The sequence below is a fragment of the Streptomyces sp. NPDC048415 genome, from assembly GCF_040651675.1.
GTDB lineage: Bacteria > Actinomycetota > Actinomycetes > Streptomycetales > Streptomycetaceae > Streptomyces.
Window position 1 is genome coordinate 34,779 of the sequence record NZ_JBEZKJ010000039.1, and the last position, 15,424, is coordinate 50,202.

Genomic DNA, 15,424 nt, shown 5'->3' on the forward strand with positions numbered 1-15,424 from the left:
CCTACGCCATGGCGTGGCCGAGCACCGTGAGCAGATCATCGCGGCCATCGCCTGCCATGCGGCCCGCGTTGGCGGCGCTGCCGACGATGCCGACACCGTCAGCGGTACGGTCACGAGGCCCGTCACGTTGGTGCAGCCGGGACCCTGCTTGGCGACGAGCCCCGCGCAATCGGCCGAAGTACCGGCCGTTCAGCCTTCCAGCGCTTCCTTGACCTTCTTCAGATAGACGCCGTGCCGGTCCACGGACGGGGAGTGGACGGTCATCACACGAGTGAACTCGGTCCCCCCGTCGGCTTCATCGAAGGTGTACACGATCTCGCAGTGCTCGCGGGGGCCCCGGAGTTCATAGGCCACAATCACCCATCGGGCGCCGGGAATCGCCTCGGTGACCGTCCACTCGGCCTTGAAGGGCGCTTCTCCCTCATGGACGATCACCTCGATCCAGCTGGCTCCCACCACTGCGGACTGCCCGGTGTTGTCCCCGATGACCTCGGCTGTCACCGGGTGAGTCCCGACCCAGTTGTCCGGCGTGGTGACGAACTCGTACGCCGCCTGAGGCGTGCACTTGAGGGGGATGCTGTTACGTGTCGTGGTGGATCGCATGATGGCTCCTGTTCTGAGGGCTGCACGGCCTGGCGAGCTCACGAAATGCTCTTCGGCTGTGAAATGGAGGGTGCTCTGGCACATGGGTCATTCGCCCGTGGGGCGAGATGTGACCGGGAATCGGAATCGGCAAGGTTGCGCGGCGCCTCCTCATGCGCGTCCGAGCGGCGTCAAGGCAGTTTGTAGATGGCGACGGTCGTCTCGCCGTCTCGGATGCGGCGGATGTATTCGGTCTCGGCCCGCTCTCGCTGGGCAGACAGGGCACGGATGTCATCGGCTCGGTCCGACGGGATGCACACCACGCCGTCCGCGTCGGCGACGATGAGGTCTCCGCGCCGGATGGAGGCGTTCCCGATCGTGATGGCCTCGCCCAGTGCTCCCGGGCCGGCCGGGTCCTTGACCGTCCCGCTGACGCAGACGCGCTCGGCGAAGACGGGCATGCCCAGTTCGACCAGCCGGCGGGAGTCACGGACGCCGCCGTGGATCACAAGCCCCGCCAGGCCGCGCGCGATGGCGGCCTCGGCGAGGATCTCGCCCCAGTAGCCGTACTCAAATCCCCAACCGGCGTCGACGACGAGCACCTCCCCGGGGCTCGCGGCGTAGACGGCGCGGTGCAGCCACAGGTTGTCTCCCGGTGGGGTCCTGACCGGGAAGGCCGGTGCGGCGAGCCGCATCGCGGTGTCGAGAGGCTTGATCGCGGACGGCAGCGCGCCGATCCGGCCCGCGGCTTCGTGCACGGTGGCCGAGTTGAGCGACACGTCGATAGTGGTCATCGCTCATCTCCGGCAACGCGGTGCTGCAGGTCGTGGTAGCCGGTCGCGCTTCGCGCCTCGCGCAGAGGCGTCCCGGCCTCGACGGCGGCCAGGATGGTCTCCTCGGCCTGCTCGATGCCTTCCGCGACAGCGAGCACCTCGCCCGCGCGAACGGCGGGGATGACGACGAGGCCGTCCCCGTCGCCGAGTAGCAGGTCGCCCGGTTCCACCCGGATGCCACCGATGGACACGGGCACCTGAGTGGCCTCGACGCGGACGCGGTCCTTGCCGGTGCGCATGCAATTGCCGCGCGCGAACACCGGATAGCCGAGCTGGAGACTGCGGTCGACATCGCGGCACACCCCGTCGATCACGGTGCCGGCCACAGCCCGCCGGTGAGCGACGGTGGTGAGGATGTCGCCCCAGACGGTGGCGTCGAGGCGGCCCTGGTTGTCGAGGACGACGACGTCGCCCGGGCCGAGGTCGTCGATGTAGTCACCGACGGTGCCGCGGTCCTGCCCGACCGGGCCGTAGCGCAGCGTCCAGGCGCGGCCGACCACTCGGAACGACCGGTCGAGCGGAGCGATGCCGAGGGCCTGTCCGGGGATGCCCAGGCGGTCGAGCGCGTCGGACACTCCCGAGGTCGACAGCTTGCCCAGTCGGGCCGGCAGGTCGGTTTCGGAGTCGTCTTCACTGGTTGCCATCGGTCAGCTCCTCGTAGGACTTGCCCATCACATCCGACACCGGCACACCGGCGCCGATCGCTCGCGCCATCACGGCCTCGGTCGCCGTGATGGATTCCGCGGTGGCGAGCACCTCGTCGGCGTGGGCGGCCGGAATCACGACCACCCCGCCCGGATCGGCCAGCACCAGGTCGCCGGGGGCGACGGTGATACCGGCGACCTCGACGGTCTCTCCCCACGCGTGCTCGACCGCGCGGCCTCGCGCGGTCACCGGAGTCGGTGTCCGCGCGTACACCGCAAGGCCAGCCGTGGCCGCTTCGGTGAGGTCGCGGGCGGCGCCGTCGATGATCACCCCGTCGATTCCGCGGGCGGCCGCGGCGAGGGAGAGCAGACCGCCCCAGCCCGCGCAGTCGGTACGTCCCTGGTGGGCGACGACGATGACGTCGCCGGGCCCGGATGCGTCGACCGCGGCCGTGCCCAGATGCCGGCCCGGCGCGGCCGCAGTGTCGGCCGGGGGCGGCCCGAGCTCCACCGTCACCGCGCGCCCGGCGATCTGCCGGTCGGCGGCGAGCGGGGCAAGTCCGGTGAGCACCCCGCGGATGCCGTGCCGGTCGAGGGCGTCTGACACCGCGCAGGTGTCCAGGGCCCGCAGCCGCGCGATGGTGCCGGTCATGACGCGCCGGCCACGGTCTTCAGAGCCGGGAACACGCGGCGGGCGTTGTCCTCGAACACTGCCTGGCGTTCGGTGTCGGAGAGGAACTCGAAACCGTCGATGACGGGCTTGATGTCGTCGAAGTCGTGACCGGTGTCCGGGTTGGGGGCGCTGCCGCTGCCGGGCTTCTCGGTGCCGAACAGGACCCTGTCCGCTCCGACGGTGCGAAGCAGGAACTCCAGTGAGAGCGGGTTCTGCAGCACCGTGTCGAACCAGAACCGGCGCAGTCCGATCTCGAACCGCTCGGCGTCGGGGCTGCCGCCCAGGCCGGGGTGCAGCGCCTCGGCCTGCCAGCGCCCGATCTGGTAGGGCACCGATCCCCCACCGTGAGAGATCATCACGCGCAGGGACGGGAAGTCGGTGAAGACGTCGCTGCGGAGTATGGACAGGATCGCGATGGATTCCTCGGTGATGAAGTGCTCGCTGTACGTCTCGCGGTCGCTGTAGCAGCCCGCGGAGTGGACGTGGATGGGCAGATCGCGTTCGACCAGCTTCTCGTAGAGCGGATACCAGTAGCGGTCGCCGAGGTGTGGGGTGCTGCCGCGGCCCTCGTGCAGGTCGGGGTTGAGCAGGACACCGACGAAACCCGCGTCGACCATCCGGTCCAGCTCCGCGAAGCCGACCGAGACCGGCTGTTCGGGAACCAGCGGCAGCGCGCCGACCCCGGCGAACCGGTCCGGGTGCAGCGCGACTGTACGGGCGATGGTCTCGTTGTTCGCCCGGATCCACGGCGCCACCATCCGCCCGGGGGACATCGAGTTCCCCAGATGGAAGGGCCGCGGGGACAGCAACTGCACGTCGGTACCGACGGAGTCCATGACGGCCACGTTCCCGGCCGCGAACTTGGCGAGCGCCTCGTCGGCGATCTTCGGCCCCTTGGTGTGGTAGCCGCCGTCGGCAAGGAGACTGGCCTTGAAGGCGTACAGGTCGGCCGGGGCGAGCAGGTGTGCGTGCGAGTCGATGATCATGAGAGGTCAGCCTTCTCCGAGAACGGCGGTGATTTCGAGCTGGACCTGCAACGAACCGGCGAGGTCGGTGCGCAGGGTGTGCCGGGCGGGCCTGCTGGATTCGTCCGGAAACAGCTCCAGCCAGTACTTGTCGATGACGGGGCGAATCGCCTTGTCCCGTACGAACACCGTGCACTTCACGATGTCCTCGGGCCTGCCGCCCGCGGCGTCGAGTACGCGGCGGACGTTGGCGAACGCGAGCTCGACCTGCTCGTCGGTGCCTTCGGGGACGGACCCCGTGCTCGGGTCAACCGGCGAGATGCCGCCGGACATGAGCAGGGTGCCCACGACGCAGGCCTGCGGGATCGGCAACCCGCCGTGGTGCAGTCCGGGCACCTCGATCGATCGTCGGGTCATGTCGGTCGACGTCCTTTCGTCAGGATGGGTCGTCAATCGGTGAGATGAGGGCGGCTACTGCCAGCCGAGGAACGCCATGCCGCAGCCGGTGCCGGCCGGGGAACGCACGATCGGCACGTACTCGTACCAGTCCACGGCGTGGCCCTCCATGGCGCCGGCGGCGGTGATCCAGTTCCGGATCTCGGAGGAGCCGCTGTTGAGCGGTTCGACGGGCAGGCCGCACAGGGTGTCGGCGTCCTTCTTCGTGATCGCGTCGAGCACCGTGCGATCGAGGTCCTCGTTGACGACGAAGTGACTCAGGCCGCCGGAGGCGAGGACCGCGATGCGCGCGTCGATCGGGGATGCCGCCGCCGCCGCGCGCAGGGCGCGACCGAGTTCGAAGCAGCGACGTGGAGTCGGCTGGTTCGGGGGGAAGTACGTGTTGAGCATGAACGGGATGACCGGGACCGGATGCGGCTGCAGGAACCTGCGGATCGGAAAGCCGTACGCGTGTCCGAAGCCCGTGCCATCGGGCGCTCCGGACATCCAGGCGATGTCGAAGCCTTCGTTCATAAGGCCCTTCGTCAAGTCCTCCGCCAGCGCGGCGTGCCCGGCGAACTGGAACTCGGCGTCCATCAGGTAGCCACGTGCCGCCTCTTTGAAGAAGTCCGAGTCGTGGTCGTCCAGCAGGCCCGTCTTCATCTCCGCCGCCGCCGAGATCGCCATCGCCGGCTGGTTGGTGTCGTTGAAGAGTTCGTGCTGGTCGTCGCCGATCACGAGGACCACATCCGGGTCGGCTCGACGGAAGTCGCCGCGCAGCCGGTCCAGGGCGGCCTGGCAGCGGTTCCAGTTGGCCTCCCAGACGGGCATCGTGCAGGCGTCTGTGTAGCGATCGGCGGCGGCCGTGGCCAGCTCGTCGAAGCTGCGGATGACGCCGGTGTCGTCGTAGAGCATGGGATTGCGGCGGTCCTGGTCGGCCCGCTCCGCCCACATGTGCGGAGGCGCGGCCAGGAGCGGGCTGTGCGACGTGCCGGCCCCGAAAACGATCTCGGCCATGGTGTCCTTCTCTTGATGGCTTGCGGTGAATCAGGCGTCGAGGACGGTGAACAGGCGGGCTTCGCGGGCGCGGCCGGTGCGGAGCGCCTCTCCGGCCTCGGCGATGCCCCCCAAGCCGGCATCGGACTCGGGCGGGGGCGGAGCGTCGTTCATGACACGTATGACGACCTCGGCGAGGGCGGTCGCGCGGTCGACCGGTGCCTCGACGGTGCGCCAGGCGACATGGCGATCGGGCCGGACCAGCACGCCGCCGGAAGCGCCGACGCCGCACACCTGCGCCCACGTTTCCCCGGAATCGGCGAGCGCCGTGCCCCCGATCACGACCACCGGGATCGGGCAGCCGGCCACCGAGGAGGCAGCGCGGGCCGCCTGTTCCCAGGCGGGGGCGTCGTCGGCGCTGACGAAGAGGGTAAGTCCCTCCGGCGCGACCAGGTCCGAGGTGGAGATCTTCGAGCCGTCCGCGGCGGACAACCAGACGTGCGGGACGTGGTGGCCCGGGCGTGCGCAAGGGGTGAACTTGGTCGGCGAGTCGTGGCCTGCGGGAGGTGGCGTGTCGTCGGGTACGAGGGCGCCTGTCTCGTAGCAGAAGCCGGCCTCGATGTTGAGCTGGCTGTAGTCCTCGGCGTTGTGCGCGACGGCCCGCTCGGTGGCGGCGCGCCGGCGTTCCCCCTCCGGGGTGTCGCTCGCCCAGATCGCGACTTCGGCCCACCCTTCCTCGGGCGTCATGCCCTTGCGCAACCCCATCGCGGCCCCGATCGGTGCGTGCCGGCCGGCGTTGCGCAGGGAGTGCTCCACGTTGCGCAGTGCCACCTGCCGACGCTCCGGTTCGTAGGTGTCGAGGAGCCCTTCGGCGGCCTGCCCGGACAGGACGGCCGCGAGCTTCCACCCCAGGTTCGCGGCATCACCCACAGCCGTGTTCAGTCCCAGACCACCGGTCGGTGGGTGCCGGTGAGCGGCGTCGCCCACAAGGAACACCGGACCCACCCGGAACCGGTCGGCGACCACTCCCTCGTACTGCCAGTGGCTGGCCGCGTGCACCTCCACGTCCAGGTCGGGTACGCCGAGTACCTCGCGGACGCGTTGCGCCAAGGTGTCCGGGTTCCGGCTGATCGGAGCATCCGGCGAGAGGCGCATCCCCAGCGACCACTGGGGGGACTCCGCGCCCCATCGGCCCGGACCCAGCGCGAGCAGGGCGCCGACCGGGCCTCCGCCCTCCGGCTGGATGAAATGGGTCAGCAGTGCCTCGGGGTCGGCGTACGCGGACAGATCGGCCGAGAAGAAGACGCTGAGGACGTCGGCCAGCGCCCGCGGTCCGGAGACCTCGATCCCCAGCAGCTCCGGGCAGGTGCGACCACCGTCGGCGGCGACCACGAAGCGGGCCCGGATCCGGTAGGTACGCTCCGCTGCCAGGTCGCGGACGGTCGCGACCGCGCCGTCGCCGTCGAGGACGAGGCCGACCAGTTCCGTGCGTGCCCGGATGCCTTCCGGCCATTCCCGGTCGGCACGCTCCCACAGGATCCGGTCGACCCGCCGCTGCGGAAGATTCGCGAAACGCCGCGGACTGGCGACCGCGTAGCGAGGGCCGTCGGGACCGCCGCCCCAGGCGGGGAGGTAGCCGATCCGCTTGCCGTGCAGGGGAGTTGGCCCGGCAAGCGAGGTGTACCAGGCCACCCGGTGCCACCGGTCCTCGGGCGGGGACTCGGCGTAGATGGCGTCGGCGACCCCGACATCGGCGAAGGTCTCCATCGTCCGGACGTTCAACAGATGTGCCCGCGGGAAGTGGGTGCTGAAATCCCGCCGCTCGATCAGCAGCCCGCGTACCCCGCGGCGCGCCAATTCGAGAGCGGTCGTGAGCCCGGCCGGGCCGCCACCCACGATCAAGACCTGTACGTCGTCCTCCAGGGGCGTCGTCGTCCTGGGTGCTGATGTCACTCTCGGCCTCCTTGCCAAGAAAATCCTGCCTTCACTATTGCATAGCAAGATTGAATGCAAAAGCGCCTTCAGTTTGGTGTGCACCTTCGCTAGCCTTCGTCGCGCCGCACAGGACCCGGTCAGATCGTGTCGGCGCACAGTCAAACGCGACTCACCTGGAGGTTGGCCATGCTGGAGAGAGCTCTTGCGGAGGCTGGATCGCCGTCCCGAAACCCCTCCAGGACTCGGGGCCGCGGCCCCGCCGTGACGATGTTCGGCGTCGTCGCCATGGTCACCGTGGCCTTCGACTCGGTGGCCCGAAATCTGGCGCTCCCGCAGATTCTGCGCAGTCTGGACATGTCCGTGGCGTTCGGCGGGTTGGTCTTCAGCGCCGCCTTCGTCGTGACAGCGCTGCTCAACCTGGTCATCGGTCCGGCCATGGACCGAGTGGGCCGCAAGCGCGCGCTGCAGTTCGCGCTGCTCGCGGCGGGCACGTTCAGCGGGCTCACCGCGTTCGTGACCGCGAGCTGGCAGTACGCGATCATCGGAGCGCTCTCCGGCTCCTGTCTGGTGGTGATGACGCCGATGCTGGTGATCGTCGGGGAGGAGGTCACCCCACGACGACGCGGTCTCGCTCTGGCCCTGGTCACCGGGTCCTTCTCTGTCGGGACCCTGCTGGTGGGCGCCGTCGGCGCGATACTGCTGCCCGGAGGGCACTGGCGCCTGCTGTTCTTGTTGACGTTCGTGCCGTTGCTGCTGCTGGTGCTCTCCCCGCTGTTCATCCGCGAGCCGGCCCGGGCGGCCGAGGCTGCTCGCGTCAGGAAGGCCGCGGTGACCGGGCCGGCGGAGTCGCAGCACGACATCGGCGTCGCCCATACCCAGCAGTCCCCATGGCGCCAGCTGCTCGCACCGGACCTGCGCCGACAGACGATCGTGACCTCGGTCGGCGGACTGCTCATGAACCTCAGCACCGGTTTCGTACTGGCGCTGTCCGCCACGTACTTCGAGGCCTACTACCATCTGCCGACTCGGGACGTCGCGCTTTCCCTGAGCATCGAGGCGGTCGCCGCGCTCGCCGGCAACATCGTCGTGGGCCTGCTGGGCAACCGGTGCGCAGCCCGAACGCTGCTGGTCGGGTTCGGAATCGCCGGGGCGGTCGCGGTCGGCCTCATGGCGGTCGAGGGAAACACCGCATGGGCGTGGGCGACCATGGCGGGCTTCGGCTTCTTCGGCCAGGGCAGCCTGGCGGCGTGGGGCCGCTACGGGTTGGAGTCCTTCCCCACCCGGGTGCGCGGCACCGCCGCGGGCCTCCTCAACGCCTTCTTCTTCGCCGGCAACGCGATCGCGCCCGCCGCCTTCGCCGCACTGATCGGAGCGGCGCTGTTCTCCGTCACCGCTCTCACCGCCGGGACGCTGTCCGCCGCCGGCGCGCTGGTGATGCTGCTCGGGAGCAAGCAGGCCGCCGGGCGCGAACTGGAGGAACTGGCGCGATGACCACGCAGGCCTTCACGCGGCACTGATCGTCCCGATCACCTCTCCACATGATCCCCAACCGAAACGAGGCACCCCATGGACAGTTCGGCATCGTCGCACGCACTGCTCGTCATCGACATGCAGAACAGCTTCTGCCACCCCGACGGCGTGATGCGGTCATTGGCCGGGCCGATCCACCGGCTCGACGAGCAGGTGAGCACGCTCGGTCGCACGATCACCGAAATGCGCTCGCTCGGTGTCCCCATCGTGTATCTGCGCATGGTGTTCCAGCCGAACTACGCCGACGCGGACGCGGTGTTCCGCCGACTGGTCCCCGAGGCGATGCGACGTGGCGGCCTGGCGCGTGGCACCTGGGATGCGGAGATCATCGACGAGCTCGCCCCCCATCCCGAGGACACCGTCGTCGACAAGACCCGATTCGACGGATTTCTCGCCACCCCGCTGGCGGCGATCCTGACCAACATGGGAGTGCGCCACGTGCTCGTGTCCGGCGCCTACACCAACGTCTGTGTCGAGACCACCTGCAAGTCGGCATACCAGTACGACTTCGAGCCCGTCCTGTTCGCCGACTGTGTCGGCGCGCTCAATCAACGAGTGCACGACCGGGCCATCGACGTCCTGCGTGAGAGCCCCTTCGCCGAGATCACGAACTCCAAGGACTACCTCGCCCGAATCGCGGACGGCCAAGAACCAGTGGTGGCATGACGGGCCGGCGCCGCGGGGGACTACGTGTGGCCAACGGCCGAATACCCTGTGCACTGCTGTAGCCGCGCACTGTGAGACTGGGGCGACTTCGGCGCGCCGCACAGATGGTGGACCGCCGGTCTCCGGCACGGCACCCGGCGCGCCCGCTCGAACCAGGGCGGGCGGGCCCGGCCGGCAGGTTGGATCGCGGAAGATCGCGCCTCGTCAGGCGGTGAGCGGCCCATGAGGAGGCTGGTCGGCAAGGTAACATTGAATGCGAACTTGCATGCTCATGTCTCGGGGCGGGGGCCAGGGCCCCCATACGATGGGGTACTACGACGATGACCGATTCCCAGCAGCGGCAGCTGACCAAGTCGGGGGCCTCCGTGGACCGGATCGTCGGCACCCTCCTGGGCCGGATCAGCACCGGCAGCCTCGGGCCGGGAGAGCAGCTACGCCAGGAAGACCTGGCCAAAGAGCTCGGCGTGAGCCGGGTCCCCGTGCGCGAGGCACTCCAGGTGCTGCTGGAGCAACGCGTGCTCGTCCACCAGAAGCACCGCGGCTTCTTCGTCGCCAAGCGAAGCCATCGCGAGCTCAGGCAGTACCACCGCATGCTCGAACTCATCGAGGACGAGGTGATCGCATCGATCGCCTGGCCCACCGCGGACACCCTCGCCCACCTGCGTTCGCTCAACGACCGGATGCTCCTCGTGGCCGACGACTACGACCCGGCCGAGACGCTCACCCTGAACCGCGAATTCCACTTCCAGATCTTCTCGCTGTCACCCCACTCGATCATGGTCGACGAGCTGGCGAGACTGTGGCGGCTCGCTCAGCCCTTCATGGCCACGCGGATGATCGCATCCGAGTCGCGCCGCCAGCGCGTCGAGGAGCACAGGGACATCATCGACCGGATCGCCGCGCACGACCGGCCGGGGCTCGTCACCGCCATGCACCGCCATCGCGAAAGCCCGCGCCTGACCGACTCCACCCCCGAGACCCTCGCCGACGGCCTCAACCCTGTGGGCGCGCCGACCAGCTGAGCTCCGACGCGACCACGATCGCGGGACTGGATTTCCCGAACTGGCCGGCGTATGTCGCGCGCGAGTTGTGACGATCAGTTCTGTGCAGCACGGAAAGCACGGGGCGAAGCAGCGCGTTGTCGACTCTCCCGGGGGAGGTAGCGGCGCCGGTCGCCCCATTCGCCGACGATTCGATGTTCTGCGCTCGGCACCGAACCCGGGCGATTCACGGGCGCGTTCTTCGCGCCGCGGTGAACATGGTCGCTTCGGCTCGCTCGTCGGCGCGGGCATCAGACGACGGTCGTCACTGAACTGCGGTGTTTCGCCGGCCTGTTGGAGTCCGGAGCGACGAGCCCGTCGGAGATCGCCGGGGAGACCGGATTGGACCGGAAGGCGGTCTCGACGACATGGGCGACAAACCCTTGAAGCCTGGGCGCCGTCGGCAGGCGATTGAGGCGTACGTACGTCTGATGGTGAAGCACAGAGCATTCGTAGCGTTCCTGGCACGCAAAGGCGGAGCCGGACGCACCACACCGTTCGGTACATGTGGAGTGCGGTAACCGACAGGAAGGGCCGGCCTCGTGTCGGTCGCCCCCGTGACCGCTCGCCGATGGACTGGGCCCGCGGGCTCACGATTCCGCAGATGCTTGTGCGGGGTTCCCTCCGTTCAGTCGGCCAGGGGCCGTCCGTATCCCGTGCTGACAGGGGCTCATAGGCAACGGCTAACGCTGCGTTCGGACACACGACTTTGACCACCTTGATCAGGCCTCGTTCAATGTGGGCACGCGCTGTAACGGGTGTCATGAGCCCACGTATTACCGGCCACGTGTGCTCCTGGCCGCTGCCCCGGACCGGGCGGCGGCCGCTCGGTCAGGTCACTGCGCCGAAGCGGAGGCACGTAGTTGTTCCGGTTGACCGAATGGCTCGAGAAGGAAGAAGACATATGAGGGACGCGGTCATTGTCGATGCGATCCGCACTCCCGTGGGCAAGCGCAACGGGTCACTGGCCGGCGTGCACCCTGCGGAGCTCTCGGCGCACGTGCTGAAGGCGCTCGTCGCGCGCAACGAGGTGGATCCGGCCGAGATCGACGACGTCATATGGGGATGCGTCAGCCAGGTCGGTGACCAGGCCGGCAACGTCGGGCGGGTGGCCGTACTGGCCGCAGGGTGGCCGGAGTCAGTCCCCGGCACGACGGTCGACCGCCGGTGCGGCTCCAGCCAGCAGGCGGTCCACTTCGCGGCCGCGGGGGTCATCGCCGGGCACTACGACTTCGTGATCGCCGGCGGCGTCGAGTCCATGAGCCGCGTACCCATGGGATCGGCCGCGCGAGACGGAAACCCCTTCCCCGACCGAGTGCTCGAGCGCTACGGAGTCGATGGCTTCCATCAGGGCGTCGGCGCGGAGATGATCGCCGAGCGCTGGGGCTTCTCCCGACAGCGACTGGACGAGTATGCGGCACAGTCGCACGCTCGGGCGGCGGCGGCCGTGGACTCCGGTGCCCTCGACGGCCAGCTCGCACCCGTCGAAAGCAGGTTGCATGCCGATGAAGGCATTCGGCGCGGCTCGTCGGTGGAGACGCTGGCCGGCCTGAAAACCGCCTTTCGCGAAGACGGTGTGATCACCGCCGGCAACTCCTCGCAGATCTCGGACGGCTCGGGCGCCCTGCTCATCACGTCGAGCGAAACCGCCCGGGCGCGAGGTCTGCGGCCGATCGCCCGGATACACACAGTGGCGCTGGCCGGGGACGACCCGGTCATCATGCTCACTGGGCCGATCGAGGCGACGGCCAAGGCACTGAAGAAGTCGGGACTCGTCATCGACGACATCGGCGCCTTCGAAGTCAACGAGGCGTTCGCGCCGGTGCCACTCGCCTGGCAGGCGGAAACCGGAGGTGCCGGTGATCGGCTCAACCCGCTGGGTGGGGCGATCGCGGTGGGGCACCCCCTCGGCGGTTCCGGCGCCATCCTGATGACGCGTCTCGTGCACCACATGAAGGACCGGCGTATCGCTTACGGCCTGCAGACGATGTGCGAAGCAGGCGGTCAAGCCAACGCCACCATCCTCGAGCTGCTCTGATACCCGCACAACATCGCCGAGAGATCAGGTCCGGCCCACAACCCGCCCGGGCAAGAGCGCAAGGCATTCACCTACATGACGGCCACTGTGCATGCGGGTGAGTTGAGTGCGGTTGACGCCGCCGAGACTGGCCGGATGTACGGCGGCCACCACTGGGCGCTGAGAACGATTACCGCCCAGCGCCTGACCTCTGAGTTGCCTCTGCGTACTGAGAAGGGACGCACATGCGTTTGGAAGGATTGTCCACGGCCGTCACTGGAGGTGCCTCCGGGCTCGGGCTGGCCACGGCTCGGCGGCTGGTCAAGGCGGGCAGCAAGGTCACCATCATCGACCTGCCCACCTCCAACGGCGCGGACATCGCCACGGAGCTCGGTGAGGCGGCTCGGTTTGTCGCCGCTGACGTCACCGACGCCGAGCAGTTCGAAGCGGCGCTCGACACGGCCGACGAACACGGCGAGCTCCGAAGCCTCATCCACTGCGCCGGCGCGAGCCGAAAGCTCCGATTGCTCGACAAGGAAGGCAACCCCGGATCGCTCGAAGACTTCGAGTGGGTGATCAAGCTCAACCTGATCGGCTCGTTCAACGCGCTGCGGCTCGGCGCGTCCCGCATCGCCCGCCACGAGGAGCTCGACGGCGAGCGTGGCGCCATCGTGCTGACCGCTTCCGTCGCCGCGTATGAAGGTCAGATAGGGCAAATCCCGTACACGGCATCGAAAGCAGGCATCGTGGGGATGACCTTGACCGCCGCGCGTGATCTGGCCGGCAGGTCGATCCGGGTGTGCACGATCGCCCCCGGCATCATGGACACGCCGCTGCTCGCCCGCCTGCGCGACGACGTGCGGGCCTCACTGTCAGCTGCCGTGCCCAACCCCGTCCGGCTCGGCCGCACGGACGAGTTCGCGCAGCTGGCCTGTCAGATTCTCGAGAACGGCTACCTCAACGGCGAGACCATCCGGCTCGACGGTGCCATCCGGATGGCACCGCGCTGACCGGTGGGAGGTGGTCACCGCTGACCGCCCTTCCGGCGCCCGGCGCCACGGTCCGCGCCCGATGCGCAACCTTCCTCATCCGCTGAATCGACACGACTCCCGCGCCCCATCGACCCCGTCGACGAGCAAGCCGCTTCCAGGTCCTGTGCACCGCAGACCCAGTCGCCTGAGTCGACAAGATCACCAAAGTGATTCCCGGTATCGCGTCTAGGGTGGGTCCGTGGATCTGCACCAGGTTGAGTACTTTCTCGCGGTCGTCGACCACAACGGCATCAATGCGGCGGCAACCGCACTCGATGTCGCCCAGCCCACGATTTCGCATGCCGTCCGAGCACTGGAACGCGAGTTGGGCGTCCCGCTGTTCCACCGGATCGGCCGCGGCATGGTGCTGTCCTCCGCCGGTCACAGCATGGTGGGGCCCGCGCGGCGGATTCTCCGCGATGTCGTCGCCGCGGAGGGGGCGTTGGTCGATGCGGCCGGGCGGCGGCGCGGCCGACTGGACATCGTCGCCATGCCCGCCCTGTCGGTGGATCCGGTGGCGCGACTGGTCGGCGCGTTCCGGCAGGAGTTCCCCAAGGTGCACGTCCGGATCGGGCACCTGCGTGACGAGGCGGCCGGTGCCTCTCTGATCAGGGATGACCACTGCGAGATCGTGGTGTGCCACCTGCCGACTCCAGGCAGCGCCGGCCTGGCTGTCTGTGAACTCGGAGTACAGGAGTGGTGGCTGGTCTTTCCTCCCGGCTCACAGTTGCCGCCCGAGGACCCTTTGCCGCTCTCTGCGCTCCCGGACCTGCCACAAGTCATCGTGCCGCGAGGCTTCCCGCAGGCCGGCGAGGTCGAACACGCGGTTGCGGCGGCGGGTCGCGTGGTCCGGCCCGCGGCGGTTGTGCAGCACCGCGAGGCGCGGCTGCCCTTCGTTCTCGCGGGTGTGGGCGGCAGCTTCATGGAGCGGTCGATGGCCGAGGCCTCGGTAGCTCGAGGGGCGGTGGTGCGGGCCGTGGAACCGCGGATCAGCCGCGCTTACGGTCTGGTTTACGACGCTTCGACGTTGTCGCCCGCAGGTCGTGCGTTTGTGGACCTGGCTCGTTCGCGCGCTCCGCACGCATGACCTCCGCAACGTCCAAGAACGCCTGGGCCGCCGGTGACAGGGGACCGGGGCGGAACACGAAGCCCACCGAACGCCTGATCTGCGGTTTGGTCGAGCGCACCACCACACCGCTGAGCTCGCTCTCGGCGATGCGCCGGGGAAGGAACGTCGCGCCCGCGCCGTGCATGACCAACTCCCAGATGGCTTCCCGGTGAGCGCACTCGACGGCGACATGGCCGATCGCTTGATCCAGCGTCTCATCGAGGCGGGCTCGACCCTGGGAGCCCGAGAACTCCAGTACCAGCGGAATCCCGCCGACCGCCTCGAGTGGCACCGGGTCGGGCAGTTCGGCGGCCAGAGCAGGGGGCAGGACAATGACGGTCTCCTGCACCCAGAGTTCCTGACTCTGCAAGGTGTCTCCCACGACCGGCAGTTCCGTCAAGCCCAGCTCCGCCTGCCCGCGGCGGACCTGGCTGACGACACCGACTGAGCTGCCGGGATCCTGTACATCCACCAGGATGCCGGGATGGCGCTGATGCAACCTGATGGTCAGGTCCGGTAGCGGGTCGACGGCCAAAGTCGACAGGGCGGAGATCTCAAGACGCCCGGTGGCAAGCTCCCGGACGGCGTGCACTCTCTCCTTGGCGCGCTTGACGTCGGCCAGGATCTGTCGGGCCGGTCCGACGAACGACTCCCCCTCGGCCGTCAAGGTGAGCTGCCTGCCGGAACGGTCGAACAGTTGGACACCGAGCTGGCCCTCCAGGTTACGGATGGCCTGCGACAGCGATGGCTGCGAGATGTAGAGGGCCTTCGCGGCCTTGGTGATGCTGCTGTGATCGACGACAGTGACGAAGTACTCGACCAGACGGAGATCCACCACAGCAGGCTACGGCACCTCTCCCCGGCTGGTGGGCAGCGTGTACCGCTGTGACCTGCGGACATAGGTTCTGTAAATGGATCCGTACACACCTGAGTCTTTGTGCGACGCCCGTGCGTGGTGATGCACTCGGG

General features: G+C 68.8%; 16 protein-coding genes. 6 read left to right on the plus strand and 10 right to left on the minus strand.

What is annotated here, in order from left to right; all coding sequences use genetic code 11:
* Positions 1 to 189: 189 nt before the first annotated feature.
* The 8 genes from AB0D27_RS24430 to AB0D27_RS24465 form a co-directional block, all read right to left on the minus strand.
* Positions 190 to 603: an SRPBCC family protein gene (locus AB0D27_RS24430; protein ID WP_362512459.1), complete on the minus strand. Its 414-nt coding sequence runs from the start codon at positions 601 to 603 to the stop codon at positions 190 to 192.
* A 170-nt stretch (positions 604 to 773) separates the two neighbouring features.
* Positions 774 to 1,376, minus strand: a complete 603-nt coding sequence (locus tag AB0D27_RS24435; RefSeq protein ID WP_362512462.1) for an RraA family protein — start codon at positions 1,374 to 1,376, stop codon at positions 774 to 776.
* On the minus strand, positions 1,373 to 2,059 hold the full coding sequence (locus tag AB0D27_RS24440; RefSeq protein ID WP_362512465.1) for an RraA family protein: 687 nt from the start codon (positions 2,057 to 2,059) through the stop codon (positions 1,373 to 1,375). The genes AB0D27_RS24435 and AB0D27_RS24440 overlap by 4 nt, the downstream gene beginning before the upstream one ends.
* Positions 2,046 to 2,711, minus strand: coding sequence for a 4-carboxy-4-hydroxy-2-oxoadipate aldolase/oxaloacetate decarboxylase (locus AB0D27_RS24445; RefSeq protein ID WP_362512468.1), 666 nt, complete (start codon positions 2,709 to 2,711; stop codon positions 2,046 to 2,048). Before AB0D27_RS24445 ends, AB0D27_RS24440 begins: the two co-directional genes overlap by 14 nt.
* Complete coding sequence (locus tag AB0D27_RS24450) at positions 2,708 to 3,718, minus strand: amidohydrolase family protein (RefSeq protein WP_362512470.1); 1,011 nt, start codon at positions 3,716 to 3,718, stop codon at positions 2,708 to 2,710. Before AB0D27_RS24450 ends, AB0D27_RS24445 begins: the two co-directional genes overlap by 4 nt.
* 6 nt (positions 3,719 to 3,724) lie before the next feature.
* Complete coding sequence (locus AB0D27_RS24455; RefSeq protein ID WP_362512473.1) at positions 3,725 to 4,114, minus strand: RidA family protein; 390 nt, start codon at positions 4,112 to 4,114, stop codon at positions 3,725 to 3,727.
* Positions 4,115 to 4,168: 54 nt separating this feature from the next.
* Positions 4,169 to 5,149: a hypothetical protein gene (locus tag AB0D27_RS24460; RefSeq protein WP_362512476.1), complete on the minus strand. Its 981-nt coding sequence runs from the start codon at positions 5,147 to 5,149 to the stop codon at positions 4,169 to 4,171.
* A 30-nt stretch (positions 5,150 to 5,179) separates the two neighbouring features.
* The gene (locus AB0D27_RS24465) at positions 5,180 to 7,081 is read right to left on the minus strand and encodes an FAD-dependent oxidoreductase (RefSeq protein ID WP_362512479.1); all 1,902 of its coding nucleotides are present in this window, start codon (positions 7,079 to 7,081) and stop codon (positions 5,180 to 5,182) included.
* 249 nt (positions 7,082 to 7,330) lie between these two features.
* On the opposite strand from AB0D27_RS24465, the gene AB0D27_RS24470 reads away from it, so the two are divergent.
* The 3 genes from AB0D27_RS24470 to AB0D27_RS24480 all read left to right on the plus strand — a co-directional run bounded on the left by AB0D27_RS24470 (position 7,331) and on the right by AB0D27_RS24480 (position 10,281).
* A complete protein-coding gene (locus AB0D27_RS24470) occupies positions 7,331 to 8,554 on the plus strand; it encodes an MFS transporter (protein WP_362512555.1) in 1,224 nt (407 codons plus the stop codon).
* 75 nt (positions 8,555 to 8,629) lie between these two features.
* Positions 8,630 to 9,259 carry an isochorismatase family cysteine hydrolase gene (locus AB0D27_RS24475; RefSeq protein ID WP_362512482.1) on the plus strand — a complete coding sequence of 210 codons (630 nt, stop codon included), beginning with the start codon at positions 8,630 to 8,632 and terminating at the stop codon, positions 9,257 to 9,259.
* Positions 9,260 to 9,579: 320 nt separating this feature from the next.
* Positions 9,580 to 10,281 carry a GntR family transcriptional regulator gene (locus tag AB0D27_RS24480; protein WP_362512485.1) on the plus strand — a complete coding sequence of 234 codons (702 nt, stop codon included), beginning with the start codon at positions 9,580 to 9,582 and terminating at the stop codon, positions 10,279 to 10,281.
* Between the two features lie 269 nt (positions 10,282 to 10,550).
* Here the strand turns inward: AB0D27_RS24480 and AB0D27_RS24485 are convergent, their stop codons facing one another.
* The gene (locus AB0D27_RS24485; RefSeq protein WP_362512488.1) at positions 10,551 to 10,742 is read right to left on the minus strand and encodes a hypothetical protein; all 192 of its coding nucleotides are present in this window, start codon (positions 10,740 to 10,742) and stop codon (positions 10,551 to 10,553) included.
* Between the two features lie 461 nt (positions 10,743 to 11,203).
* Between AB0D27_RS24485 and AB0D27_RS24490 the strand changes: the two genes are divergently transcribed.
* The 3 genes from AB0D27_RS24490 to AB0D27_RS24500 all read left to right on the plus strand — a co-directional run bounded on the left by AB0D27_RS24490 (position 11,204) and on the right by AB0D27_RS24500 (position 14,434).
* Positions 11,204 to 12,337: an acetyl-CoA C-acyltransferase gene (locus tag AB0D27_RS24490; protein WP_362512491.1), complete on the plus strand. Its 1,134-nt coding sequence runs from the start codon at positions 11,204 to 11,206 to the stop codon at positions 12,335 to 12,337.
* Positions 12,338 to 12,561: 224 nt separating this feature from the next.
* Complete coding sequence (locus AB0D27_RS24495; RefSeq protein WP_362512493.1) at positions 12,562 to 13,326, plus strand: SDR family NAD(P)-dependent oxidoreductase; 765 nt, start codon at positions 12,562 to 12,564, stop codon at positions 13,324 to 13,326.
* 220 nt (positions 13,327 to 13,546) lie between these two features.
* Positions 13,547 to 14,434, plus strand: a complete 888-nt coding sequence (locus AB0D27_RS24500) for a LysR family transcriptional regulator (protein WP_362512496.1) — start codon at positions 13,547 to 13,549, stop codon at positions 14,432 to 14,434.
* Here AB0D27_RS24500 and AB0D27_RS24505 read toward each other — a convergent pair.
* Positions 14,337 to 15,290, minus strand: a complete 954-nt coding sequence (locus AB0D27_RS24505) for a LysR family transcriptional regulator (RefSeq protein WP_362512499.1) — start codon at positions 15,288 to 15,290, stop codon at positions 14,337 to 14,339. The two genes, AB0D27_RS24500 and AB0D27_RS24505, sit on opposite strands and share 98 nt — an antisense overlap.
* Positions 15,291 to 15,424: the final 134 nt, after the last annotated feature.